The sequence below is a fragment of the Collinsella sp. AF29-7AC genome, from assembly GCF_003475665.1.
Taxonomy (GTDB): Bacteria; Actinomycetota; Coriobacteriia; order Coriobacteriales; family Coriobacteriaceae; genus Collinsella.
The window spans coordinates 25,299-50,770 of sequence record NZ_QRQX01000012.1 but is presented as its reverse complement, the minus strand read 5'-3'; the positions used below and the strand labels follow the sequence as shown (position 1 = coordinate 50,770).

The following is a 25,472-nucleotide window of genomic DNA, read 5'->3' as shown; positions in this document are numbered from 1 at the left end:
CCTACATCATCCCGCCTGCTCCCAGCAGCGGGCCCAATATGGACAGAAGCAACGCCGGCAAGATGAGCGTGCCGGTGGGAATCAGCAGCTTGACGGGCGCACGCTCGATCTCGCGCTCGACCGCGGCGCGATGAGCCGCACGGATCTCGCGACTTTGAGCGGCCAGCGTCTCGGCAAGTGGGGCACCCAGGGCGAGCGCCTGCCCCACCGTGATGGCAAAGGTCTCGAGCGCTCGCACGTCCAGGTCGCGCGCGGCGGCCAACAACTCGTCCTCACGCGTGCCCACGCCCACCTGCCACGCCATGCAGGCGCGCTCAAGGCGAAGAGCCAGCACTGACCGGCGGTTGGCGCAGAAAATCTCAAGCGCCGCATCAAACGAAAGACCGGCCGAAAGACCCAAGCGCACAACATCAATCATCTCGGAAACTTCGCCGAGCGACACTCGCGCCGGGCCGCCCGCTCCAACCGCGCCCTTCACTCGCGCGGTCAGAGCATCGACCACCGAGCGACCCGCGGCAGCGACCAGCACCGCCTCGCGCTTGCAGGCCCCTGCGATCTTGCGTGCATCCGCCCGATCCAAACCCGTCGCGACAAATACACTCAGGGCGCACAGGCAAGCCGCAACTGCAACCGGGGCGCTCATAGCTCCACCCGCATAATGCGCCGGATAACCACCAGGGCAACGGCGTTGAGGGCAAGACCCAACACCACAGCGCCCGCGCCGGCGGGCGTCGCAAGACCGCGACGAAAATCTGCCGAAAGCAGCGCCAACACCGCGCACATGCCCGCCGGCATCGCCGCGACCATATGCGCAGACATGCGAGCCTGCGACGTCTTAACATCCAGGCGGCGCTTGAGCTCGATGCGCTCCCCCACCATGCTCGACGCCTCGGACAGTAAGTCGGCAAGCGGAGCGCCGGTGCGCTGAGACACCTTAAGCGCCAAGGTCACAAGCGAAAGACCGGGGGCGTCGATACGCACGAGCAAGTCATCGAGCGCGTCGGTCGCCGAGATGCCGCAATCGATCGCCGCCGCCACCCGCAAAAACTCGGTATGCACTGGCTCTTGCGCATGAGCGCCCACAAAGCGCATGCCCTGGGCCAGCGAATGTCCCGAGGCAAGCGACATGGAAAGTGCGGTAAACGCCTCGGGCATTGCCTCTTCTGCATCGTGTTGCTCGCGCCGGCTCTCAAAGCCATCCCAAGCGGCACCAACGGCAAACGGAGCAACAAGTCCCGAGGCAAATCCGAGGGGCGATAACGACACCATCGTTAGTAAAACGCAGCAGACACCGCTCGATAGCAGCAGAAACGCCAAACGTCCCGAAGCATCTTCGATCACGAGGCCAAGGCGATGCGCCGGAGCCAGCGATGCCCACGAACGGGCGATCTTTTTCAGCAGATCGTTTTCCACCAGCTCACGCGGCAGCTTCTCTGCCACCGTCTCGAGCGCCTGACGTGCCAGCTCCGCCGGCGGTACCTGCGGCACACGAGGTTCCACTCCGCACGCCGTCGCGACAGAAAGCCCTGCCAAGCCCCCTACGACGAGGGGCACAGTGATCTCCATTCGTCCACCTCCTCTTGTGTGAGCGTCCCCGACCGCAGGCCTTCTGCGATAAACGGCGGCTCGCGGTCAAGCGTCCAGGTGCGCTCGGCGGCATCGAACGTCACATAGCGCTCGAGCTCTACGCCACCCGATGCGGCGCGTCGCACCCCCGAATACGAGGAGACGAAACGCCTGCCATCGGCGTGGCGCTCGGACATCACGATGCCGTCGAGCGCCATGGCAATCTGCTCCTCGATGAGCTCGCTCGGCAGATCGATGCCATAACGTGCAAGCAACGTCAGACGCACCACGGTCTCCTGTTCTGAACCCGCATGAAGTGTGGTGAGCGACCCGTCGTGGCCCGTGTTCATGGCCTGCAACATGTCGCAGCACTCGGCACCGCGCACCTCGCCCACCACGATGCGGTCGGGGCGCATGCGTAGGGCATTAGTTACCAGGTCGCGGATCGTCACCGCGCCCTCGCCCTCAATTGAAGCCTCGCGCGCCTCTAGGCGCACCACGTGCGGATGATGCGCAAACTTGAGCTCGGCAGAGTCCTCGATCGTCACGATGCGCTCGCCGGTGGAAATCTCACATGACAACGCGTTGAGCAGGGTGGTCTTACCAGATCCCGTGCCCCCCGCAACCGCCAGGTCCTGTCGCAGCGACACCGCACACGACAGCAGCTGCGCATACCAAAGCGGCAGCGATCCCAACCCCACGAGCTCGTCCAGCGAGCAGATACGGTCCGAGAACTTTCGGATGGTGAGAATCGGTCCGTCAATCGCCACAGGCGGAATCACCGCGTTGACGCGATAGCCCGTTTTGAGGCGGGCGTTGACGATGGGGCTGCGCTCGTCGATACGGCGGCCAAGTGGCGAGATAATGCGGTCGATAAGCACACGGATCTGCTCATCATCCTCAAACGCATGCTCGATGGGGTACAAGACGCCGCCGCGTTCAAAGAAAGCCGAGCGGCAGCCGTTGATCATGATCTCGGTAACGGTGTCGTCCTCGATGAGCGGCTGCAACGGCCCCAAGCCCACCACGTCATCCAAAATCTCGTCGATGATGGTCTCGCGCTCGGGCGTCGCGAGATCGGTCGGCTCCTCAACATTGAGCGCCGCCTCCACCGCAGGACGCAATTCCGAGCGGGCAAGTGCCGGGTCGATATAGGCGCTGATACGCGCCACTTCGTCGTAACCCATGCGGTCCATCACGGCGCGCTTGGTGCGTCGTTTCACGGCACGGCGACGCCCCGCATCTACAGGCGCTGCCGCCGCCGCAGCGCCGGCAGCCTTAATCCTCGTTTGCAGGCTCATCGCTGATCACCCTCGCGCGACCAGGGAAGGCGGATACGCGGGCGTTCGGTGCGCGTTGCACGGTCGGCGACCATATCGCTCCAAGGGCCGACGGCGCACCCCAGTTCCACGAGCATCTCGCGCGTGGCCTCGCGCACGCTAGTCGCAAAAGCGCTGGTCTGCCCCACTGCCTCGTCAGCGCGCCCAAACGCCATGAGCGCGGCGAGATCCTGCCCGCCATCGGCGATACGAATCTTGGAGCTCAACGCACAGGCAATCTCAAAGCGCATGGCGACGTCCTCGTCTGCCCCGCGCGCACCGAACCGGTTGAACACGGCGCTCATGCGCGTGCGCGGCACACCTACTCGACTTGCCAGTTCAATGACGCGCGACGCCGATGTCGCGGACGACACCGCCGCATCGCCAACGACCAGGCAACGGTCGCTCGCCGCCACCGCAGCCGCCACGGCGTCGCCCCAAAAGACCGAGGTATCGATAAAGACCACGTCGGATTCGCGACGCAGGACATCAAGCAGTAGCTCCACCGGACGTGCCATGAGCTCGGCTTGCTCGGGCGCCGCGACGGGACCCCAGAGCGTAACGCCCGGCGCCACGCGCATCGATGTGGCTACGATATCCGGCTCGGTGAGCGTGCCCGCCGCCGACGGCTCGATAAGTGCCGCCATATCGCGCGGAGCATCGACGCCTAACAAGTCGTAAAGGTTTCCAAACATCAGGTCCAGGTCGAGCACGGCGGCACGCAAGCCCAACAGCGACGATGTGTGTGCCATGGTGGCAACGATCGTCGACTTGCCGCAACCGCCCGAACCCGAAATGGCGCAGATGACCGGAGCTCGATGCGGCGAAGCGGCAGCGTCTGCCGGCGGCATCGGAGGCGGCGGGGCGGGCGTCGGTGACAGCGTCCCCGTCTCCCCCGCCGCAACCACACGCTGCGTCCAAGCCGGCATGGCAGCTTGTTCGGTCTGCGAGGCAGGCTCGTTCTGCGCAATCTGCTCATGCTGCATCAGCGACAACTCGCCGCACCCGGCAAAGCCCTCAACTTCATCGAGTTCATCCGCCAGATTCACGCCGTGCACGTATCCCATATCTACAGCCGGGGAATCGCCAGCATGCTGCGCCGGCCCTCCAGCGTCATCGTGTACAAGGGGGTTCCGGGGGCGCCGACCATGCTCGGCTTCCGCTTTTCCATAATCATCAACACGCGGGCCTCTTGTAGCGCGAGGCGCCCCGGGTTCCCTATCAACAAAAGCATCGGGCTCAATCGTCATGCGCCGATCGGAATCAACCGCTCCCTCGCCCGCGCGCCCGTTGCCGCATATACTGTGTGCAGCGATGACCTCGGTCGCCCCCGCGCGAAACAGCCCCTCGATATCCGACGGATCGAGCGCTTCTATCAACACGACCACGCGGCTCACGCGGCCTTCGGCCGTCAGGCGCGCAACAGTCTTGCGCACATCTTCGGTATCAAATAGAGACGCCGCGATGATGGCAGCCCCGCGGCGTGACGGAAACGCCCGTGCCATGGAAACCAGCCCGTCCAGGTCACCCACACGAAGCACCTGTGCACCCACATCACGGCCCTCGACTTCCCGCTGCAACAGTCCGTAATCGCCGCACGCGCAGCACGCAAGCCAGATCGCCTTCATCACTCGTCGCCTCCGCTCTTTTTGCCGCGCGCCGTGGCGGGAATCGTCAAGCTGACCGTTCCCTTGCCCGAGGCTCCCAGCAGTTCCTTGACGTCTTCGGGGTCAGCCGCCAGCGTCACCCATTCGATCTTGCCCTCGCGCGTGGCACCGGAATCCTCGCTGGTATCGATCACGTACGCGCCGCACAGCCGATCGGTCACGCCGTCTTTTTGCACGTACACGTCCACGTAGCTGCCCACGCCCGCAGCACCGCCGACCGAGTGCTCGGCATCGACCGCCACCGAAACGGCGACCTTGCCCTTAGGCACCTCGAGCATGTGGCTCTCGGCCTTGGTGTAGACATTGCAGATCACGGCGTTTTTGGGAATACGCGAAGTCGTCACGTCGCCGCGCACCTGGCGTAGCTCGGTCGCCGCGTCACGCGGCAGCAGACTCGTCAACCACTCCTGGGTTATGACATTGGTCTCATCGAGGGTCTCGCCCACATCGATATCGCGCGCCGCGACGCATACCTCGACGCGATCGCCACCGTACTTGGCCAAGGTCTCAGCCTGGACCTGTTCGGCTTGCGAGCGGATCGACGAGCCGTAAACCATGCAGAGCAGAGCAGCGAGCACGCCCGCGACCAGACTGATGGCGATGCGCTTGCTCTTGTTCACGGCCGCTCCTCTCATGGCAGTGCCGGGCGAATGCCCGTACCACCATTGTCTGGGCGGCCAGAGTGCAAAGCGGCGCAATCGCAATCTTGGTTTTCGATGTCAAACCAATCGCTGACCAAAAGCTGACCAGCCCGTCAAGCTCGTGGCAAGGTTTTGGTCAGCACGTCAGCAAACTGCATGTTTCGAGGCTTTTCCGCAGCAAAAAGCCGTCTCCCGAACAGTTGGGAAACGGCTGTCATAGGAAAAATCAATTACAGATGGACATCGGGATCGAGCATTTGAGCACTCACGCGCATGGATAACGCCAGGTTTTGGAACGTTTCCAGACGCAGGCTATCGATCTGCCCGGCGTCCTCGGCCTCGCGAACGGCGCAACCCGGCTCATGGGTATGCGTGCAATCGCCAAACCGGCACGCGCGCGATGCCTCGACAATCTCGGGGAAGGCGCGGGCCAGTCCCCGCTCGTGACCCACGAGCGGTAGGCTGCGCAGGCCCGGGGCATCGGCGATCACGCCGGCGTCGCCCGGCAGCGTCACCATCACGCGCGCGACGGTAGTGTGACGGCCCTGGTCGTCGCGTTCGCGCACACCGCCGGTCGCCAACGTATCGTGGCCCAGCAGCGCATTGAGCAGCGTCGACTTGCCGGCACCCGACTCGCCCAGAATCATGGCGCAGCTCCCGGCAGGCACGCAGGCACGGACCTCGTCCAGGCCGCGGCCCTCGGCAGAGGACGTCACGATCACGCGCACGTCCGGACCCACCAGGCGGCGCACGCGGTCCAGATCGCGCTCGAGTTCCTCGGCATCGCAGCGGTCAGCTTTGGTGAGTACCACCACCGGCTCGGCATCGCAGTCGAGCGCCAATACCAGCGAACGCGCCACACGGTCGAGCAGCACCTCGCCGGCACCGAGCGCCTGCACGATTAGCACGCTATCCACGTTGGAGCAGAGCACCTGGCGCTCTCCGCGGGCACGGCCGCGCCAACGCTCAAAGCTCGTACGGCGCGGCAGCACGCATTCAATCACGCCCATATCGTGCCCGGGAGCGCGGCGCACCGCCACACGATCGCCCACGGCAGGCAGCAGGACCTCGTCCCCACCGCGCGACTTGGCAAATCCCACGGCATGCTCGGCGCGGAAGGTATCGTCGGCAGTCGCCACCAGCGGAAACCCACGATCCAAGCGCACCACGGCGCCAAGCTGCATCTGCTCGGGCTCCTCGGCATGTGCGCAGAAATCATCAAAGGCAGCCTGCTGAGCTTCATCGACCGGCAGGTCATCAAACGCCGGAACATCCTGCAGCGCGTCAAGCCCCGGTACACTCGCCAGCAACTCCTCAGCAGATGCAGGGGGTTCGGTCGCGAGCTTCCGACGACGATCACGCTTAGCCCGCGCCCCCGTCGTCTTTTTCTTCGCCTTAGCCTTAGCCTTAGCCACAAACGCCTCCCAGCACCAAAAATCACAACTGAGCAGGTATTTTCCCACAAAAAAGAGTCGGTCGAGCAAATGCTCGACCGACTCACACACTTTCCCTCAGCCTTTATCATCCACACGGGAGAAAAGTCAGCAACGTCACCGCAGGGCCCGCCCGCCGAGAGGGGTTTCCAAAGGGCACATCCTTTATTCAAAACGAGCGGCCGAGCAATTGCTCGGCCGCTCACCTTCTTTCCCTCAGCCCTTTTTCATCCGCGCGGGAGAAAAGCCAGTAAGGATACCGTAGGGCCCACCCTGGGAGTGTTTTCTTCTGAGCGATCCCGCAGCGCGAAGCGCGAGGACCAGCGAAGAAGAAAACACGCAGGGGCGGGCCCGGACAGGTTAACTTACTCCTTCTCGACCGCGCGCATGATCGCCTTGTAGATCTCCATCAGCGGGATGATCAGGAAGGCCAGGCCCAGGGCAGCGACAACGCCCTTGAGCTCAAGCGTCACGGGGCCAAAGAACATCTCGGCAAGCGTCGGCTGCACGGTCACGATCACCGTCAGCACCAGTGCCAGCGCGGCGGAAGCCCACAGCCACTTGTTCTGCTTCTTCATGGTGAACAGCGACGCACGACGGCTGCGCATATTGAAGCAGTGGAAAATCTCGACCATGTTGAGCGTGATGAACGCCATCATCACGCCTTCCTCGTCGGCATTGCCGGCGATCATATCGGCGATGTGGATGTAGCCCATGTCAAAGTACACGCCCACAAAGAAGCTCGCCAGCACCAGCGCGGTGATGATTAGGCCCTGGACCACGCAGTCCAGACCCATATGTCCGGCAAAGACACCGTCCTTGGCGTTGCGCGGCTTGCGCTTCATGATGTCGCCCTCGGCATCCTCCATGCCCAGCGCAAGCGCGGGGAAGCAGTCGGTGACCAGGTTCACCCACAGCAGCTGCACCGGCTGGAAGATGGTAAAGCCGATGAGCGTGGCGATAAACACCGAGAACACCTCGGCAAGGTTGGCCGAAAGCAGGAACTGGATGACCTTGCGGATGTTGTCGTAGATGCGACGACCCTCTTCGCAGGCGCCGATGATGGTAGCGAAGTTGTCATCGGCAAGTACCATGTCGGCGACGTTCTTGGTGACGTCGGTACCGGTGATGCCCATACCAACGCCAATGTCGGCGCGCTTGATGGACGGGGCGTCGTTGACGCCATCGCCCGTCATGGCCACGATCTGGTCGCGCGACTTCCAAGCCTCGACGATGCGTGTCTTGTGCTCGGGCTGGACGCGGGCGTACACGCCGTAGTCCTCGATGTGCGCGTCGAGTTCCTCGTCGCTCATGCGATCGAGGTCGGCACCGGTGATGGCATGGCTGCGATCGGTGACGATGCCCAGCTGCTTGGCGATGGCCACGGCGGTGTCGATGTGGTCGCCCGTGATCATGACGGTGCGGATACCGGCGTCGTGCGCCTCGTGGATAGCGTCGGCCACCTCGGGACGGACCGGGTCGATCATGCCGGACAGGCCACAGAAGACCAGGTCATGCTCGAGCGCAGCGGGGCTGCAGTCGTCGGGAACCTCGGTGTAGGTGCGGCTTGCCAGCGCCAGTACGCGCAGGGCCTCGTCGGCCATGGCCTTGTTGGCCGCCACGAGCTCGGCGCGGCGCTCCTCGGTCAGGGGGACGACCTTATCGCCCTCGTAGATATGGGTGCACAGGCCGATCACCACGTCGGGCGCACCCTTGGTGTACTGCTCGTACTCGCCATCCAGGGTCTCGACGACCACGGACATCATCTTGCGGCCCGAGTCAAACGGGGCCTCGCCCACGCGCGGATGCTCGGCAGTCAGGCCAGTGAGGCCCGCCTTGCCGGCGTCGTTGACGAGCGCGCACTCAGTCGGCTCGCCCACGGCCTCGCCCAGCTCCTCGTCCCACTGAGCATCGGAGCACAGCGCCATGCCGGCCAGGAACTTCTCCTTGGGCGCAGCGAGCTCGTGCTTGACGACGGTCATCTTGTTTTGGGTAAGGGTACCGGTCTTGTCGGAGCAGATGGTCTGCGTGCAGCCGAGAGTCTCGACGGCAGAGAGCTTGCGGATGATTGCCTGGCGCTTAGCCATCTTGGTCACGCCAAGCGATAGCACGATGGTCACGACGGCGACCAGGCCCTCGGGGATGGCAGCGACGGCGAGCGAGACGGCGACCATAAAGGTATCGAGCAGGGCGGTCGGGTCGGTAAGAACGTTGCCCACGCCGTGGCGGATGATATCAACGCCAAAGATGACGACGCAGATGACGATAACCATAATGGTAAGGATGCGGCTGAGCTCGGCGAGCTTCACTTGCAACGGCGTGAGCTCTTCCTTGGCCTCGGCCAGGGCGCCGGCGATCTTGCCCATCTCGGTGTTCATGCCGGTGCCGACCACGACGGCGCGACCACGGCCGTACACGACGGTGGAGCCCATATAGCACATGTTCTTACGGTCGCCGAGCGGCACGTCATCGGTGCCCGCAGCGAGCTCGATCACGTTGGCGTGCTTCTCTACGGGCACGGACTCGCCGGTGAGCGCGGCCTCTTCGATCTTCATCGTGGCGCTCTCGAGCACGCGGCAGTCGGCCGGGACGGAGTCGCCCGCCTCGAGCATGATCACGTCGCCGGGCACGAGCTCGGCGCTCGGCAGGTGCACGAGCTTGCCGTCGCGCAGCACCTTGGACTGCGCCGCACTCATCTCCTGCAGGGCCTCGAGGGCCTCCTCGCTCTTGGCTTCCTGGACCACGCCCAGCACCGAGTTGACGATAACGACGAACATGATGATGGCAACATCGGCAAGGTCGGGCTCGCCCTTGACCATGCCCGTGAGCGCGCTGATAACGGCGGCAACGATCAGCATGATGACCATGGGGTCGGCCATCTGCTCAAAGAAACGCTTCCACAGCGGCGTCTTCTCGGCTTCCTCGAGCTTGTTAGGGCCTGTCTTGGCGAGGCGCGATGACGCCTCGTCGCTGCTCAGGCCGAGGTTCTCATCGACACCTTGGTCGCTGAGCACCTCCGCCGCGGCGGACAGGTATTCCTTTTGCATATAGAGTCCCCTCCTGGGATTCGGGCCACTCAGCAGATTGATGCCCGATCATAATTCCCAGGAGAAGGGCAAGGGCTCATCAAGGCTGCCGTGCTGAGCGGCAGTTGATAGTGGAGCTATGGTACCCCAAAGCGGCGCGTCTAGCCAAAACATTCCAATTGGAAACACGGCTCGAGTGCAACGGTGCAGACCGTGTGATGCTCAATGTTGGTAAAACGTTTTTTCTTCGGCACTTCGTCAAACTGAAATATCGCCCAGATAACAGCGGTTAGAGCGGTTGGTAAAGATTTTTCATATACCGTTTTTCCCGCAAAAAATGAACTTCTTAATCGGCATACGGTCGTTTTTTTGGGGTATTCGGTCGGTATTTCGTTATAATCAACTCGATTTTATTTCTTATGGTTTATCTATCAGCGCAAGACGATGTCAGATGGAGGTCTGAATGTACAAGCGCACTAAGATTGTATGCACCATGGGTCCCGCCTGCGATAGCGACGAGACCATCCGCGAGATGATCAAGGCGGGCATGAACGTCGCCCGTTTTAACTTCTCGCACGGCTCCTACGACGAGCACCACGGTCGCATCGAGCGCGTCCGTCGTATTTCCAAGGAGCTCGGTCTGCCCGTCGGCATCCTGCTCGACACCAAGGGCCCCGAGGTCCGCACCGGCCTTCTGGTCGACGGCAAGAAGGTTGCCGTCAAGACCGGCGACAAGATCGTCGTCACCGCTCGGCCCACGTCCGAGGATTTCCACGGCACCGCTGAGCACATCTCCCTCGACTACCTGGCTCTGCCCTCCGAGGTCGAGAAGGGCTCCCTCATCCTGATCGATGACGGCCTGGTTGCCCTCGAGGTCGAGTCCGTCAGTGGCCAGGACATGACCTGCGTCGTTAAGAACGACGGCCTGATCGGCGAGCGCAAGGGCGTCAACATGCCCAACGTCAACATCTCGCTGCCCGCTATCACCGAGCGCGATCGTCAGGACATCCTCTTTGGCCTGACCGAGAACATCGACTACATCGCCGCTTCCTTCATCCGTGACGGCGAGTCCGTCCGCGGCATCCGCGAGCTTTGCCGCGAGAACGGTGGCGAGCACGTGACGATCTTCCCGAAGATCGAGTGCGCCCTGGGCGTCGAGAACTTTGACGAGATCCTCGAGGCTTCCGACGGCATCATGGTCGCCCGTGGCGACCTGGGCATCGAGATCAAGCCCGAGCTCGTTCCCCACATCCAGAAGGAGATCATCGCCAAGTGCAACGCGGCTTACAAGCCCGTCATCACCGCTACGCAGATGCTCGACTCCATGCAGCAGAACCCGCGCCCGACGCGCGCCGAGGTTGCCGACGTTGCGAATGCCATCTACGACGGCACTGACGCCGTTATGCTCTCTGGCGAGTCCGCTGCCGGTAAGTACCCGGTCGAGGCCGTCAAGATGCAGGCCAGCATTGCTCTCGAGACCGAGAAGTACCTCCCGGCCCACGCTCCGCTCGAGGTTCCGGCCGATGCTCACGGCACCCGCGTCGTCAACAACGTTGTGGGTATGTCCGCTGTGAACATGGCCACCACCGTTGGCGCCAAGTGCATCACCGTGCCGACGACCACCGGTCGTACCGCTCGTCTGATCTCGCACTTCCGTCCCAACATGCCGATCTGCGCGTTCTCCCGCCACGAGTGGGCCGTCCAGCAGATGATCATGTACTGGGGCGTTATCCCGCACCAGGCCGAGATTACCCAGGGCACCGTCAACGGCACGATCGTCAAGGCGATTGAGACCGCTAAGGAGCTCGGCTACGTCGAGGCCGGCGATTTGACCGTCGCTACCGCCGGCGATCCCCGCATGAGCGTCCAGCTCGAGGACAAGGTCTCCTCGACCAACGTCGCTTACGTCGCTCAGGTGCGCTAAATCGCACTTGCAAGCATATTTGCATTGCAAAGGGCCCGGAAGGCAAAGCCTTCCGGGCCCTTTTTAGACCTTCTTCATATGCCGCTTCATCGATTTGTGATCAGTCGCGAGCCTTTCCGATACTGAGTGCACCATCGAAGATGCCCTGCGGCGGGAACTGTTGGTCAATTGGGATGAACTGTTCACCGTCAAGTCGGTCGGCTAGCAGCTAGTGATCAGAGGGACTGCGGAAACGTCAGAAGCGGCAACGCGAGCTGCAAATCCCGCCTCGGTCAGCTCGATGACCTCGGTAAACGTTGCGTCGAAGAACTCCTCGGTCAGCAGACGGTATGGCGGATGATCGGGCTCACCGGGGTTTTCGCGCACGATCTCGTGCATAACGCCAATGGTCTTGAGCACATACTCCTTCTGAATGGGATACTGCCCAAAACGCGTCGCTGCAGTATACAGGCGATCGGTCGCGCGCGGAATCGAAACAATGCCGAGCGTCTTGCCAAACCAGTCAAAGTCGCCTTGCTTTTTAATGCGGAATTCCTCGCACGGCTTGCCGCCGTGCGCCTCCAGGTACTGATTCACACGCGTATTCCATACGGTATCGGCCACCAGATGCGACCAGACACCCAGTGTCAAATCGAGCAACGACTGCGCCACGTCCTCGGACGCAAGCGAGAACTCACGAGCGCCGGGACCGACAACCGGCTCGGCATCCCTGTAGCACTGGGGATAGTGCACGCGATTCAGTCGCTCGCGCTCCTCGACAATCGAGGTAGCCTCGGCGGGTTCGCCCGCGGGTGCGCCTTTAAGCAGCGGCGCCACATAGGTATCCCAGAACTCGTGCTCGCGCGGCTTAGGGATAGGCTCGGGCTTTGCAAAGTGCGTAATGCGATACGGAATGGGATCAGCGATACCGGGAACCATATAGCCCACAAAAATGTCCGGAACCACGCAGCCAAACAAGAAGGCATTGCGGTCACGAACGCTATCGGCAAGCACGCCAGCACGCGCCAGCAAGCGCTCCGTTTGAGCGATATGAATGTTCCAACTTGGCATAGCCACCCCCATAAAAACCTGGATAACTATACCATCACGGCAAAGCCGCGCGGACGGCTACGCACGCTCTACGCAGCAACTATTCCGCAGCACCGCTTTCGGTTCCATACGACGGCACGGGCGCCTCGACCACATGGTGATATCGATCGATATAGATGGCACGGGCCCCCAGGCGGCGCACCAAATCCTGGTGATGTGTACTCATCAAAACCGTCTTACCGGCGGCAACGTAGGCCAACAAAAAGTTGACCACAATGTCGCACGAGTCCTCATCGAGCCCGTTGGTGGGCTCATCGAGCACTAGGATATCGGGGTTCATCGACACGACTGCCGCCAGCGCCACACGCTTCTTTTGCCCGCCCGAAAGCTGATAGGGCGAGGCGTCGGCAAGGTCGGCAACCTGGAACAGCCCCATGGCATCGCGCACGCGGCGCTCGAGCTCGCCTGCCGGCAACCCCATTTGAGCCGGACCAAAAGCGACTTCCTCGCCCACCGTGGCGCAGAACAGCTGAGCATCGGCATTTTGAAACACAAAACCTACGCGCTGGTGGAAGCGCTGAGCGGCCGCAGAATCCTTTAGAAACGCCGCATCGATCACGTGCCCGTCAAACAGGTATGCCCCTTCGTCCGCAAGTTCAAGACCGTTGATAAGGCGCATAATCGTCGTCTTACCGCAGCCGTTGGGACCGAGCAGGGCAACGAGTTCACCACGATCGACCTGCAGCGACACGCCATCGACAACCGTATGCCCCGCATAGGAGAACACTACGTCGCGAAACTCGATGAGCGGCGTGGCCTCGGCGCTTGCAGCACCGCTCGCGCCCATCGCGCCATTTGTATCATTTGCCAAAACGTCGCCCTTCCCTATTCATATCGACGGTTCGACCGCCCGCGTTACAGCACCGCGCGCAACACGGCAAGCAGAACCACAACGGCCGCGTAAACGACATCGCGCCAGCCAAAGCCGATCCGTGCAGGCGCCGGATACACGCCGGCAAAGCCGCGGCACAGCATGGCCTCGTCCATCGCGCGACTGAATTCCATCGCCTTGATAAAGGTCATGCCCATGATACCCGCGATCGAATCGGTACGCGAAAATCCCTCAGGCGCGGAATCGACGCTGCGCAGCATGACCGACTCGCACAGATCGTGCGCCGTGCGACCCAGCACCTCGATGTGCTTGAGCGCCATATCAAACGTAAAGATAACTTCGTCGGGTAGATGCAGCATTTTGAGCGCCGCCGACATGCGGCTCCACGTGAGGGTCCACGAAACACCCAGCACCAGCGACACATTAATAAACGTCTTGAGCGCGATCTTGAGCATGGCACCCGTGGCAGACGCGCCCAGCAGCAGGGCAGGCAGCGCCAGAACCACCGCGAGCCCCGCAGCGCCAAGCGCCGGTACAAAGGTCGCGCGCAGCCCGCGTGCGGGGCGCACCGCGACCAACACCAACGCGATCGCCGCCATCAACATCAGATACAGCGGGCTTTGCGTCAGGCACACGCACAGAACGCAGACAAACATCCCCACCAAACGCACCGGAGCCGAAACGCAAGAAAGGGCGCGGTCGACCATCGACCCGCCCTCGTTCGCGCCTCCACCCAGGCGAACCCGCTCAAGCAGGCTCGCCAGGTGCAGGACGTTCTTTTGCATCACACGATGCCGAGCCCCCGCGGGCTCGTATCGCTCCTCGGCCGCAAGCCAACTAGGCAGCTCGGCTATTGCCATGAGCACCGCTTTCCTTAACCGTCAGCGAGATCAGACGGAATGCGATGGTGAGCACCGCCACGCCAATCACGCCCGAAAGAATATACATGACAGCCTGGCCGGCAAAGCCAAGGCCCTGCTCCTCGGAATAGGCCTGCAGATAATCGCCCGTGGGCAAGGCATCGGCAAAGGTCGGGGTATCGAGGCCGACCGAAGCCTGCAGACTGTCGTCACCAGCCTCCTGAACGGCGGTCGCAGCGCCCTCGGCGTCCCACTCACCCCAGGCGTCACCGGTGGCAAGCAAGCCGAGCGGCGTAGCCACGACAAGCACGGCGACCAGAATGAGCGTGGGGATCAGGGAAGTCTTCTTGGCGGTACCATCGGCGGCAAGCTGGCCTTCGGCGGCCTCGGGGCCGACGATAATGCTCGGCGCCGTCTTCTTAATGAAGCCGTAGATGGCGGCCGTCGCCACGCCCTCGATCACGCCGGCAACCAGCATATGCGGGATCAACATGGCCGGAATAGCCACGGACAGCGGGAAGGGGCAGTACAGAGGGGCGCCCGAAGCGTTAGTAAAGAGCATGGGCTGAATACCAAACTCGACCGCCGCGCACAGGGCCGCCAGGCACAGGCCGACCCAGCCGCTTACGATGGCCGAAACCGAGGTGCCCCAGCTCTTGTCGTGCAAACGGCTGTTGAGCGCACGGAACACGATAGCAGCGGCAAACGGCAGCACGAAGGCCATGTTAAAGCAGTTGGCGCCAAAGGACAGGATACCGCCGTCGCCAAACAGCAGCGCCTGCAACGCCAGCGCGACCGAAACCGCGATGGCCGCGGCCTCCGGGCCTAGCAGCAGCGCGATGAGCGCGCCGCCGACGGCGTGACCAGTGGTGCCGCCGGGCAGCGGCACGTTGAACATCATGAGCAAAAAGGAGAACGCAGCGCAAATACCCAGAAAGGCCATATGCTCGCGATCGAGCGTGGCGCGCACTTTCTTGATGCAGTGAACCCATACGGGCACCATCGCCACCGCCATAACGGCATCGGTCTGCGGGGACAGGTAGTTATCTGGAATGTGCATATACGCCTCCCGGTTGCCGGCACATGGGATTGCAGCGCCGCTTGAACCATTTCATCAGTGTTACGAGCTAGATGATTCGTAACACGCCGCAGGCTATGATAGCAAAACGGCGCGCCGCCACAAAAGCAGCACGCCGTTTTGTAATGCGCGTGTCATATATGCAGGGTCAGCGATGCCTTATTCCGAACACCGCGGTCGCGCAGAGCTCCGCAGCAACCGCCATCAGGCCCTACGCCCCCCATCGCAAGCCCTAGCCGCGGACCTCGCCGTTTACGCCTTTGCATACCTTGGTGACAATCTTCTGGTGCGCTTTCTCGACCTCTTCGCTGGTAAGCGTGTGGTCGTCGGAGCGATACGTAAGCGCAAAGGCCATGGACTTTTTGCCCGCTCCGATGCGGATGGGATCGCGGTAGACGTCGAACAGGCGCACGCCCTCGAGCAACCTACCGCCGGCGCTCGTAATACGGCGCTCAAGATCCTCGCAGGTCACAGCGTTGTCGACCACGATAGCAAGGTCATGCTCAACAGCCGGGTACTGCGAGAACTCGCGGTAGTTCTCCTGATTGCGGGCGCCCTTGATCAGCTTGTCCAGATCGAGCTCAAAGGCAACGACGACCTCATCGATGCCCATCGCCTCGCGCGCCTCGGGGTGAATCTCGCCGACCCAGCCCAGCACGGTACCGCCGGACAGAACCTCGGCCGCACGACCCGGCTGCAAGAAAGCGTAGCCCTCGCCCTCGACGGGACGGAAGCGAACCTTCTCGATGCGCAGCTGGGCGAGCAGCTCCTCGACAATGCCCTTGCCAAAGAAGAAGCGTAGCTTGCGGTACTTCATGTTCCAGGACTGCTCGCTCCACTGGCCCGAGAGCACGCCCGCCACGGACTTGGTCTCCTTGGGCAGGCTGGCATTCTCGCGGCCATGGAACAGGCTGCCGACCTCGTACAGGTGCACGTTGGGCGTACCGTGTGCCTCGTTGTAGGCCACGGACTGCAGCAGGCCCGGCAGCAGCGAACGACGCATCTCAGTCTGCTCGGCTACCAGCGGGTTCATGAGCACCACGGGGCAACCGCGGCCCTCGGTGGACATACCGATCTTCTCCAGGTCGCCCGGGGCGGCAAAGCCAAAAGTCGTGGTCTCGTTGAGACCGCAGGCGCGCAGGATCTCACCGACCTTACGGGTGAGCTTCTGCTCGCGGGTCAGACCGCCAATATGGTTCTTGGCAGCCGGGATGGTCGCCGTCACGCGGCCCATGCCCCACAGGCGCAGAACCTCCTCGATTAGGTCGATCTCGCGCGGCAGGTCGGGACGGAAGCTCGGCGGGGTGACCATAAAGTCCTCGCCGTCGCGCTCGACGGTGCAGCCCAGACGGGTGAGCGAACGCTCGATAAAGTCGGGCTCGATGTCGGCACCGCAGATGGCATGCACGCGGGCCAGGCGCAGCTTGATGCTGTCGATGGTCTTGGGCGCGGGGAAAACGTCAACATAGCCGGGAGCAACCTCGCCGCCGGCGATCTCCTCGATGAGCGCACAGGTAACGTTGGCGACATCCACGCAGCCGGTCTCGTCGACCTGGCGCTCAAAGCGAATGGAGGCGTCGGAGATCAGCGACAGATCACGGCTGGTGTGCGAGGTGCGACCGGCGTTGAAGCAGGCGCTCTCGACCATCACGTCGACGGTGTCGTCCTCGATCTCGGAATCCATGCCGCCCATAACGCCGGCCAGCGCCACGGGGCGCTCGCCGTCGGTGATGAGACCCATGCCGGCGTCGAGCGTGCGTTCTTCGCCGTCGAGCGTCGTGAACTTCTCATCTTGCTGGGCGGCGCGAACCACCACGCGACGCCTGCCCTCGCGCTCGGCAAAGGTGTCCAGGTCAAAGGCGTGCAGAGGCTGACCGGTGAGCATCATCACGTAGTTGGTGATGTCGACGATGTTGTTGTGCGGGCGCACGCCCAGGGCGTTGAGGCGCTTGACCATCCAGTCGGGCGACGGACCGACCTTCACGTTACGCACGATGCGGGCGACGTAGCGGTCGCACAGACCCTCGTCGGCGATCTCGACGGAAAGCTCGTCGTCGGTCGCGCGGCCGGTCTCGGCCTTGATGGCAGGCAGCTCAACGTGGAAATCGCGGTCGAAGATGGCGCCGGTCTCGCGGGCCATGCCGATCATGGACAGGCAGTCGGGACGGTTGGGCGTGATCTCGCAGTCGAGCACGGTGTCGCTCGAGCCCACGTACTCGGCAAACGGCATGCCGCAGGGCGTATCCTCGGGCAGGATCATGATGCCGGAGTGGTCGCCGCCCAGGCCGAGCTCGCGCGCGGAGCAGTTCATGCCCATGGACACGACGCCGCGAAGCTTGCTCTTCTTGATCTTGACGTCGCCGGGAAGCACGGCGCCGATCATGGCCGTGACGATGTGGTCGCCGGCCTCGAAGTTCTGCGCGCCGCAGACAATCTGCAGCGGAGCGGGGTTGCCGTCGGCGTCGAGGTTCTTGTCACCCACGTCGACCGAGCACACATACATGTGGTCGCTATCGGGGTGAGGGGTCTTGGTGAGCACCTTGGCGGTCACCACGTGGTCGAAGGACTCGCCCACAGTGTCGATCGCCTCGACCTCGGTACCGGTACGGATATATTCGTCCGAAAGGGTCTTGGGATCCTCCGGAATATCGATCATGGTCTTGAGCCAGTCGTAAGAAACGCGCATGTAGCTCTCCTAGTTCTTAATCTCCGCATAGGGAGGAATATCAAATGAAGACGTTCGCCTTAGGGTTGTCCAGGTGCCCCAGGTTGGCGTGAAAGAGGAGCGACGCGTACTAAAGGTACGCGAGCGACGGTTTGAACGCCAAGATGGGGTGCCTGGGCAAGCCTAAAATTGGTTCAGGAAGCGCATATCGCCAGTCATCAGGGTTCTGAGGTCGGGCAGGTCGTAGCGCAGGGCCGCGACGCGCTCGGCGCCAATACCAAAGGCGAAGCCGGTGTACTTCTCGGGATCGATGCCGCAGTTGATCAGAACGTTGGGGTCGACCATGCCGCAGCCCAGGATCTCGATCCAGCCGCTGTGCTTGCAGAAGTTGCAGCCCTTGCCGCCGCACACGTGGCAGCTCACGTCCACCTCGCAGGAAGGCTCGGTGAAGGGGAAGAAGTGCGGGCGGTAGCGCGTCTTGCGGTCCTCGCCAAACATGCACTTAACAAAGTAGTCGAGCGTGCCCTTAAGGTCGCCAAAGGTGATACCCTCGTCGACGACCAGGCCCTCGATCTGGTTGAACTGCGGCAGGTGGCAGGCGTCGGCCGTGTCGGGACGGTAGACGGTGCCCGGGCAAATCATGTAGATGGGCGGCTTTTGCGACTCCATGGTGTGGATCTGCACGCCCGAGGTCTGGGTGCGCAGCAGCACGTCGGACTCGCCGTGGGCGTGAGCCTCGGGGTGCGCAACGCTGCCGGGGTTATTGTCGACCACATAGAAGGTATCGCGGGCCGAGCGGCTCGGGTGATCCATGGGCGCGTTGAGCGCGGTAAAGTTGTAGTAGGAGGTATCGACCATGGGGCCAGACTCGACGGTGTAGCCGATGCCGCTAAAGATGTCTTCGGCCTCCTCGATGATCTGCTTGATCAGGTGCTGGTGGCCGATCTGCGGACGGATGCCCGGCAGCGTGATGTCAACGGCGTCGTGCTCCAGTGCGTGCTTGAGGGCGGCGGCCTTCATCTCGGTGGTACGCTCGTCGAGCATGCCCTCGATCAGCTGGCGCATCTCGTTGGCGCGCTTGCCCATCACGGGACGATCCTCGGGGGCGAGCTTGCCCATCATGCGCATCAGGCCGGTGATGCGGCCCTTACGACCAAGCAGCTCAACGCGCGCAGCCTCGAGCTTGGCGGCATCGTCGGCGCTTGCGACGAGCTCCTTGGCCTCTTCCTCGAGTTTGACCAGATCATCAATCAGACTCATGTCTTCCCTTTCGTCTCTCGCGCTCCCCGCTTGCCGAGGCGGCTGCCGCCGTCTGACGTTGCGAAAACGCGGCCCGGTTCGGTAACAAAAAAACCGTCCTCGGGCATGTGCATTGCCCAAGGACGGTTGAATTCCGCGGTACCACCTTGTTTGACCCGGCGGATGTCTGGCCCGCCGCGCCCACTCTGTGCCCCTTATCGCGAGGCTCACGGCTTCCCTACTGGGGCTTCGCCGCCGCTGGCCGCGCGCCCGTTGAGGTCGCTGCTCGGGAGTGAACGCTTGGCCCTTGTCACCGCAGGAAGGCTTGCAGCCCATGACCTTCCCTCTCTTGCCGGCGACGCGGCGGGCAAAACCCTCTCCGTCAACGCATTGGGCTATAGGATAACACATTCTGCGTGCGCATCGCCGCGTTCCGTTTTGTTCGCGCTGGGTACAAGGCAAGTAGCTGTGCAAACTGGCCGTGCACCCATCCGTGGCGCTCGGCTCGCGAGATCAAGGATATGGCATGGGAAAGAAACTCGATAAGAAGGCCGAGCCCGCAGTGGGCAAGACATCCAAAGGCATGAAGGTCGATAAGGCCGTCAAAAAGCTCCGCAAACTCGAGGGCAAGCTGTGGACCCGCGAGTACCTGCTCAAGATTGCCGAGTTTGACGGCGCGACCATTGCCCCCGCCAACGGCGCCGCAGCGCGCGCCGATGCCATGGGCACCCTTGCCGGCGAACATCATAAACTGCTGACCAGCAACAAGTCTGTCGAACTTGTGCGCTCGCTGGCACGCGAGACCGTCGCCGGCGGCAAGATCGACGACCCGCAGCTGCTCGACGAGATCCGCGTGCTCGGCCGCGACCAGCGCGAGGCAAGCGCCATCCCCACCGAGGAGGCCGAGGCCTGGACCAGGCTCACCTGCGAGGCCGATGCCGTGTGGCACAAGGCCAAGACGGCCAATGACTGGGCGAGTTTTGAGCCCTATGTGGATAGAATCGTCGCCCAGCTTAAGCATCAGGCCGAGCTCATGGACCCCAAGCGCGACCCGTACGATGTTTGGCTCGACCAGTACGAGCGCGGCCTTTCCGCCAAAAGCTTCGATGCGTTTTGCGATGAGGTCAAGGCGACGGTCGTGCCGCTCGTGCACGCCATCGGCGAGCGCGGCCAGCAGCCCGATGCCGACTTTTTGCACGCCCGCGTGCCCGAGGCCGCTCAGCGCGCCATGAGCTTCGACCTTATGAAGCTCGTCGGCCTGGACCTGAACGACACCACGCTTGCCTTTACTGAGCACCCGTTTAGCGAGGGCTTCTCGGTGGGCGATGCGCGCATCGCGACGCACATCTACGAGAACGACTGCATCTCCAACGTCTACAGCATCATCCACGAGGCGGGGCACACCATGTACGAGCTGGGCGTCAATCCCGCCTATGCGCGCACCTGCCTGGAGGGCGGCACCTCCATGGGCATCCACGAGAGCCAGAGCCGCTTCTTTGAGAACACCGTGGGTCGCAGCCGCGCCTTTATGGGACCGCTGCTCGAGGTACTGCGCCGCCACGCGCCCGAGGTCTACGGCGACGTTGACGAGGACACGCTCTACCGCGCCGTGAACATCGCGCAGCCGTCGCTGATCCGTACCGAGGCCGACGAGCTCACCTACCCGCTGCATATTATGGTGCGTTACCAGATCGAGCGTATGCTGTTTGTCGGCGAGGCCACGGCCAAGGACATCCCCGCGCTTTGGAATCGCTTTATGGACGAGTACCTGGGCATTCCCGTCCCCGACGACACGCGCGGCTGCCTGCAGGATACGCACTGGAGCGGCGGCTCGTTTGGCTACTTCCCCACGTATGCGCTGGGTAGCGCCTACGACGCCATGTTTGTGCCGGCCATGTGCCGCGACGGTGTCGACCTCAACGGCGCCTGTGCGAGCGGCGATTTGGCGCCCGTCCGCACCTGGCTGGGCGAGCACATTTGGCAGTGGGGCCGTGCCAAGGACGCGCCGGAGCTCATCAAGGGCGCATGCGGCATGGCGTTCGATGCCCGCTACTACTGCAGCTACCTGCAGGACAAGTTCACCACGCTCTACCAGCTGTAAGGATTGACCAGCACGCCATCGCCAACGCCAACCATGTTGACGCCAATGTCTTAGCAACGTCAGCGAAAACGGCCCCAAGCGAGCAAGGTGACGTGAAATGAAAGGGCGCTGACCTTCTGGTCGCGCCCTTGAAATTGAACGTCAGGTTGCCGCTTGGGGCCGTTTGCAGCATCGAGCAGTTACGCGGTTTGGTAAAACCGCGTAACTACAGAGCTTCCAGCGCGTTGGCAATGCGCTTCATGGCGGCGTCGGCAGCTGCCTGGTCGGGGGCTTCGGCCAGCACGCGGATTACCGACTCGGTTCCGCTCTTGCGCACGAGTACGCGGCCCTCGCCCGCCAGCGACGCCTCGGCCTCGGCGATGGCGGCCTGCACGCCCATGTTCTCGAGCGCGGCGTCCTTGTCGGCCACGCGCACGGCAACCTGAGCCTGCGGCAGTAGCTTGCACGGAGCCGTGAGCTGCGAGAGCGTCTCGCGCTCGGCGCGAATCACTTCCATCACGCGCAGCGAGGTCATAATGCCGTCGCCCGTGCGCTCGATATCGCCAAAGATCGTATGACCCGTCTGCTCGCCGCCCAGGCTGTAGCCGCCCTCGCGCATCTTGGCATACACATGACGGTCGCCCACGCCGCTGGTCACGGCACTCAGACCGGCAAGCTCCAACGACTTGATCAGGCCAAAGTTGCTGGCGATCGTCGGTACTACGGTACCGCCCGAAAGGCGACCATGCTTGTTCAGGTACACACCGCACACGTACAGGATCTGGTCGCCGTCGACCACACGGCCGCGCTCATCCACGGCCAGGCAGCGGTCGGCATCGCCGTCATAGGCAAAGCCCACGTCCAGTCCCTGCTCCACCACGTGGCGCTGTAGGCGCTCCATATGCGTGGAGCCGCAGTCCACATTGATGTTAAAGCCATCGGGCGCGGCGTTGATCACGCGCACGTCGGCACCCAGCGCGTCGAACACCGGCTTGGCCACCGAGGACGCCGAGCCGTTGGCGCAGTCGAGACCGATCTTAACGCCCTGCAGCGAAAAGTTCGCACTTGCAATAAGCGAGGCAATATAGCGGTTGCGGCCCTGCATGTAGTCCACCGTGGCACCGATGTGGTTGCCCGTGGCCAGCGGCACCTCGCTCTTGCCATCGATATAGTCCTCGATAAGCTCCAGCACGTCCTCGTCCATCTTAAAGCCGTCGCTGTTGACGAGCTTAATGCCGTTATCGCAAAACGGGTTGTGGCTCGCGCTGATCATGATGCCGCAATCGAAGCAGCCCTCCACGGTCTGATGCGCCACGCCCGGCGTTGGGATCACATGCAGCATATATGCGTCCGCACCGCTCGCGACCAGGCCGCTCACCAGCGCCGCCTCGAACATATAACTCGAGCGACGCGTGTCCTTACCCACGATGACACGCGCCTTGCGCTCGCGGTTGGCGCCGTAATACCAGCCCACAAAACGGCCAATCTTATAAGCGTGCTCTACCGTCAGCCCAACGTTAGCCTCACCGCGAAAGCCGTCGGTGCCAAAGTACTTCATGCGCTCTCCTTACAAAATAGGGGCGAACAGATTGCCTGTCCGCCCCAAAATGGTACTCGATTATCTGCGCTACCAGAAAAACCCTACGCCGACGCGCTGTCGCGAGCCGCCTGGCATGTAGGAGTCTGACGCAGCGTAAGCGGCTTGTCCCCCGCCTCGGCTGACGTGGTCAGCGTATATGTGATCGTCGTCGTCTCGCCAGCATGCAGGTCAACGGTGCCCGAATAGAAGGGGATTCCATGCCACGTAGCGGCGCCAAGACCAAACTGGGTGCCCTCGACGGTCAGATCAGTAATGATGCCGCCCGTCGGGGCAAACAACGAGACATTCAGACGCTCGTCGTCGCGCGCGGCATCGGGCGCGCTCGCCGCGACGTAGTCGGGCAGCTTGCCGGCCTCCTCCTGCGTCATGATGTTCGTCAGGGTAACGGTGATGCGATACGAGCATGTGCCGTCACCGTTCTTGATGCCCTGGCCAATCTGCGTATCGGCATTCAGGTACCAGTCGAGCTTGGAGAAGCTCAGGTTGTTAAAGTAGACACCAGCAACGGGATCTTCACTCGGGTCATCCGGATCGGGCAGCGAGGCGTCGATGTTCATCTCCTTGATAGCGTTCTGCTCGTCATCGTTTTTCATCCACGCGATCAGGCGGCCCTCTTCGGCACCGCGCTCAACGGCGCTGACAAGCTTCGTAACATCGACATCGCCGATACCGCCAAGGATCTTGTCGAAGGCAGCGCTGGCGACGGATGCAAAGATGCCGTCCGACTCCTCGACCGGATAGTTCCAGTACACATCGTGCATGAGGACCTTTGCGGCGTTGGTGCCGTCGACAACCGTTCCGTCGGGCAGCGACACGTTACCGACCAGGCCCAGCAGATACTGCAGGAACACCGGGTCGATACCCACGACGCCGTCAACGTCCTGGCCATATTGAGATTTCCACAGGGCTGCGACACGCTGCGAGTTGCGGGGCCAATCAGGCGAATAGGTATTGCCCGAGTTGTACAGGTTACTGTGGTTGCCGAACAGCGCCTCATCCTCTTCGTCGACGCTCTCGACTGCCTCATCCTCGCTGAGTCCAATGCGGGGAACAAACTCGCCAATCGACATCTGGCCGTCGGTGACCGAAATCAGGCCCTGCGAACCGCCAAAGCCGCCGCAGGCACGAATCTCGACGTTGTTCATGGCGTACACAAGGTAGTTGCGCGTCTGGCCGTTGGCGCCGAGCATCTGCGGAAGGACGGGGGCGACCTTCTCCGCCGCGTCAACCGCGCCGTTGAGGGTGGCAAAGCCGTCCTTGGCCTTATCGACCAGCTCGGTCACCTGGGAAATATGAGTATCGCCAATGCCCTGGACCTTCTCGTTGGCGCTCTTGAACACCTTCGAGCTGCTGGAAAGCGAATCGGCGACCGCCTGCAGCGCGGACACGTTAATCATGCCGTCCTGAAACAGCTTGCCGGGCGTGGCCTGCGAAAGGTTATCGGCCATGGGAACCAGCGCATTGCTCGAGACATCGGACAGGGCGTCGATCATGGTGCGGGCCGCATTGATGTCGCTGCCATACACCGGGATAAACGAAGCCGCCGTCCACAGCGGGCTCGAGGTCTCCGCCTTCATGCTGTCGCAAAGCTCATCAATCTTCTTCGCGTCGTCAGGCAGCGTCGAAAAATCGCCCGACGTGACCTTGTCCTTAAGGCCACCGACAATCTCGACGGCCTCCTTCGCTTCACTCTTTACGGTCTTTGCCGAGTTAAGCAGCATAAAGCCGCTTGCGCCAAGCGCAACGAGAAGCACCGCGACTACAGCGGCAATAATGGCGCCGGTGTGACGCTTTTTGCGTTCGCCCTTGCGATGGCGATGACGGACCAGACCGTCAGAGGTCGAACTCGACGAAGCGTCGCTACCGTAGTTCAAGCCAAAATCGTAATAATCTTCCTTGGAACCCGAGCCCGCAAACTCGGCACCGCTATCATCCAGGCGGGCGAACGTGCCAGTCTCGGAGGCACCGGTGTAAATCGTGCCAAGGTTACCCGTAAGCCCCGCGCCACCGGCAGAGGGAGTATTGTTGGCGGCCTTGCCGGCATTAACGTTGCCGGCGGCATTTGCGGCGTTGGCAGCACCTGCGTTGTTCGCAGGTACCGAAGGAGCCCCGCTCGGCTGCGACGCGGAGGTTGCACCGCCCGCAAAGACATTCCCTCTTGCACGGCCGGTCTTTTTTGCCTTTTGAGACTGCTCGTACAGAGCGGTAAACATCGCCGTCTCGCCCGGGGACACGCGCTTACCGGAACCGCCCTGCCCAGCGCCGCCCGGCGTGCCGGCCTTACCAGCCCCGTTCGGACGCGGCGGAACTGCAGGACGGCCGCTATCGCTGCCCTTAAAGTGATTACCAGCCATAAAGAAATCCTCGCAATTGAGTCGCAATGAAAAAGTCCATAACGTTACTAGTTTATGGCATTTTGAGCATCGACAGCTAAACTCCAGACACGGACATCA

17 protein-coding genes are annotated in these 25,472 nt (G+C 62.5%); 2 read left to right on the top strand and 15 right to left on the bottom strand.

The features are described 5' to 3' along the window. Window position 1: 1 nt before the first annotated feature. The 7 genes from DWZ15_RS06805 to DWZ15_RS06775 form a co-directional block, all read right to left on the bottom strand. A complete protein-coding gene (locus DWZ15_RS06805; protein ID WP_055250542.1) occupies window positions 2–643 on the bottom strand; it encodes a type II secretion system F family protein in 642 nt (213 codons plus the stop codon). Beyond that, a complete protein-coding gene (locus DWZ15_RS06800; RefSeq protein WP_117634303.1) occupies window positions 640–1,566 on the bottom strand; it encodes a type II secretion system F family protein in 927 nt (308 codons plus the stop codon). The genes DWZ15_RS06805 and DWZ15_RS06800 overlap by 4 nt, the downstream gene beginning before the upstream one ends. Next, entirely contained in the window at window positions 1,539–2,867 is a 1,329-nt protein-coding gene (locus tag DWZ15_RS06795; RefSeq protein WP_006235095.1) for a CpaF family protein, read from the bottom strand. The genes DWZ15_RS06800 and DWZ15_RS06795 overlap by 28 nt, the downstream gene beginning before the upstream one ends. Then, the gene (locus DWZ15_RS06790) at window positions 2,864–4,513 is read right to left on the bottom strand and encodes a P-loop NTPase (protein ID WP_118450097.1); all 1,650 of its coding nucleotides are present in this window, start codon (window positions 4,511–4,513) and stop codon (window positions 2,864–2,866) included. The genes DWZ15_RS06795 and DWZ15_RS06790 overlap by 4 nt, the downstream gene beginning before the upstream one ends. Then, window positions 4,513–5,172 carry a Flp pilus assembly protein CpaB gene (gene cpaB, locus DWZ15_RS06785; RefSeq protein WP_233514444.1) on the bottom strand — a complete coding sequence of 220 codons (660 nt, stop codon included), beginning with the start codon at window positions 5,170–5,172 and terminating at the stop codon, window positions 4,513–4,515. Before cpaB ends, DWZ15_RS06790 begins: the two co-directional genes overlap by 1 nt. Window positions 5,173–5,423: 251 nt before the next feature. After that, window positions 5,424–6,608: a ribosome small subunit-dependent GTPase A gene (rsgA, locus tag DWZ15_RS06780; protein ID WP_233540824.1), complete on the bottom strand. Its 1,185-nt coding sequence runs from the start codon at window positions 6,606–6,608 to the stop codon at window positions 5,424–5,426. A 383-nt stretch (window positions 6,609–6,991) separates the two neighbouring features. Next, window positions 6,992–9,673: a cation-translocating P-type ATPase gene (locus tag DWZ15_RS06775; RefSeq protein ID WP_118450095.1), complete on the bottom strand. Its 2,682-nt coding sequence runs from the start codon at window positions 9,671–9,673 to the stop codon at window positions 6,992–6,994. 442 nt (window positions 9,674–10,115) lie between these two features. Here DWZ15_RS06775 and pyk point away from each other — a divergent pair, with 442 nt between their 5' ends. Further along, window positions 10,116–11,576 (top strand): pyruvate kinase, encoded by a 1,461-nt coding sequence (pyk, locus tag DWZ15_RS06770; RefSeq protein ID WP_118450093.1) that lies wholly within the window; start codon window positions 10,116–10,118, stop codon window positions 11,574–11,576. A 201-nt stretch (window positions 11,577–11,777) separates the two neighbouring features. Here the strand turns inward: pyk and DWZ15_RS06765 are convergent, their stop codons facing one another. The 6 genes from DWZ15_RS06765 to pheS form a co-directional block, all read right to left on the bottom strand. After that, window positions 11,778–12,626, bottom strand: coding sequence for a hypothetical protein (locus DWZ15_RS06765; RefSeq protein WP_118450125.1), 849 nt, complete (start codon window positions 12,624–12,626; stop codon window positions 11,778–11,780). Window positions 12,627–12,705: 79 nt separating this feature from the next. Next, on the bottom strand, window positions 12,706–13,476 hold the full coding sequence (locus DWZ15_RS06760; protein ID WP_147352320.1) for an energy-coupling factor ABC transporter ATP-binding protein: 771 nt from the start codon (window positions 13,474–13,476) through the stop codon (window positions 12,706–12,708). Window positions 13,477–13,520: 44 nt separating this feature from the next. Continuing rightward, window positions 13,521–14,357, bottom strand: a complete 837-nt coding sequence (locus DWZ15_RS06755) for an energy-coupling factor transporter transmembrane protein EcfT (RefSeq protein ID WP_118450089.1) — start codon at window positions 14,355–14,357, stop codon at window positions 13,521–13,523. Beyond that, window positions 14,335–15,417, bottom strand: coding sequence for a cobalt transporter CbiM (gene cbiM, locus DWZ15_RS06750; RefSeq protein WP_118450087.1), 1,083 nt, complete (start codon window positions 15,415–15,417; stop codon window positions 14,335–14,337). Before cbiM ends, DWZ15_RS06755 begins: the two co-directional genes overlap by 23 nt. 250 nt (window positions 15,418–15,667) lie before the next feature. Continuing rightward, on the bottom strand, window positions 15,668–18,121 hold the full coding sequence (gene pheT / locus DWZ15_RS06745; protein WP_118450085.1) for a phenylalanine--tRNA ligase subunit beta: 2,454 nt from the start codon (window positions 18,119–18,121) through the stop codon (window positions 15,668–15,670). Window positions 18,122–18,283: 162 nt separating this feature from the next. After that, on the bottom strand, window positions 18,284–19,360 hold the full coding sequence (gene pheS / locus DWZ15_RS06740) for a phenylalanine--tRNA ligase subunit alpha (RefSeq protein WP_118450083.1): 1,077 nt from the start codon (window positions 19,358–19,360) through the stop codon (window positions 18,284–18,286). A gap of 505 nt (window positions 19,361–19,865) precedes the next feature. Between pheS and DWZ15_RS06735 the strand changes: the two genes are divergently transcribed. Continuing rightward, window positions 19,866–21,440, top strand: coding sequence for a carboxypeptidase M32 (locus DWZ15_RS06735; RefSeq protein WP_118450081.1), 1,575 nt, complete (start codon window positions 19,866–19,868; stop codon window positions 21,438–21,440). 205 nt (window positions 21,441–21,645) lie between these two features. Here the strand turns inward: DWZ15_RS06735 and glmM are convergent, their stop codons facing one another. Then, on the bottom strand, window positions 21,646–22,977 hold the full coding sequence (gene glmM, locus DWZ15_RS06730; RefSeq protein ID WP_118450079.1) for a phosphoglucosamine mutase: 1,332 nt from the start codon (window positions 22,975–22,977) through the stop codon (window positions 21,646–21,648). A gap of 83 nt (window positions 22,978–23,060) precedes the next feature. Further along, complete coding sequence (locus DWZ15_RS06725; protein ID WP_118450077.1) at window positions 23,061–25,373, bottom strand: DUF4012 domain-containing protein; 2,313 nt, start codon at window positions 25,371–25,373, stop codon at window positions 23,061–23,063. Window positions 25,374–25,472 lie beyond the last annotated feature (99 nt).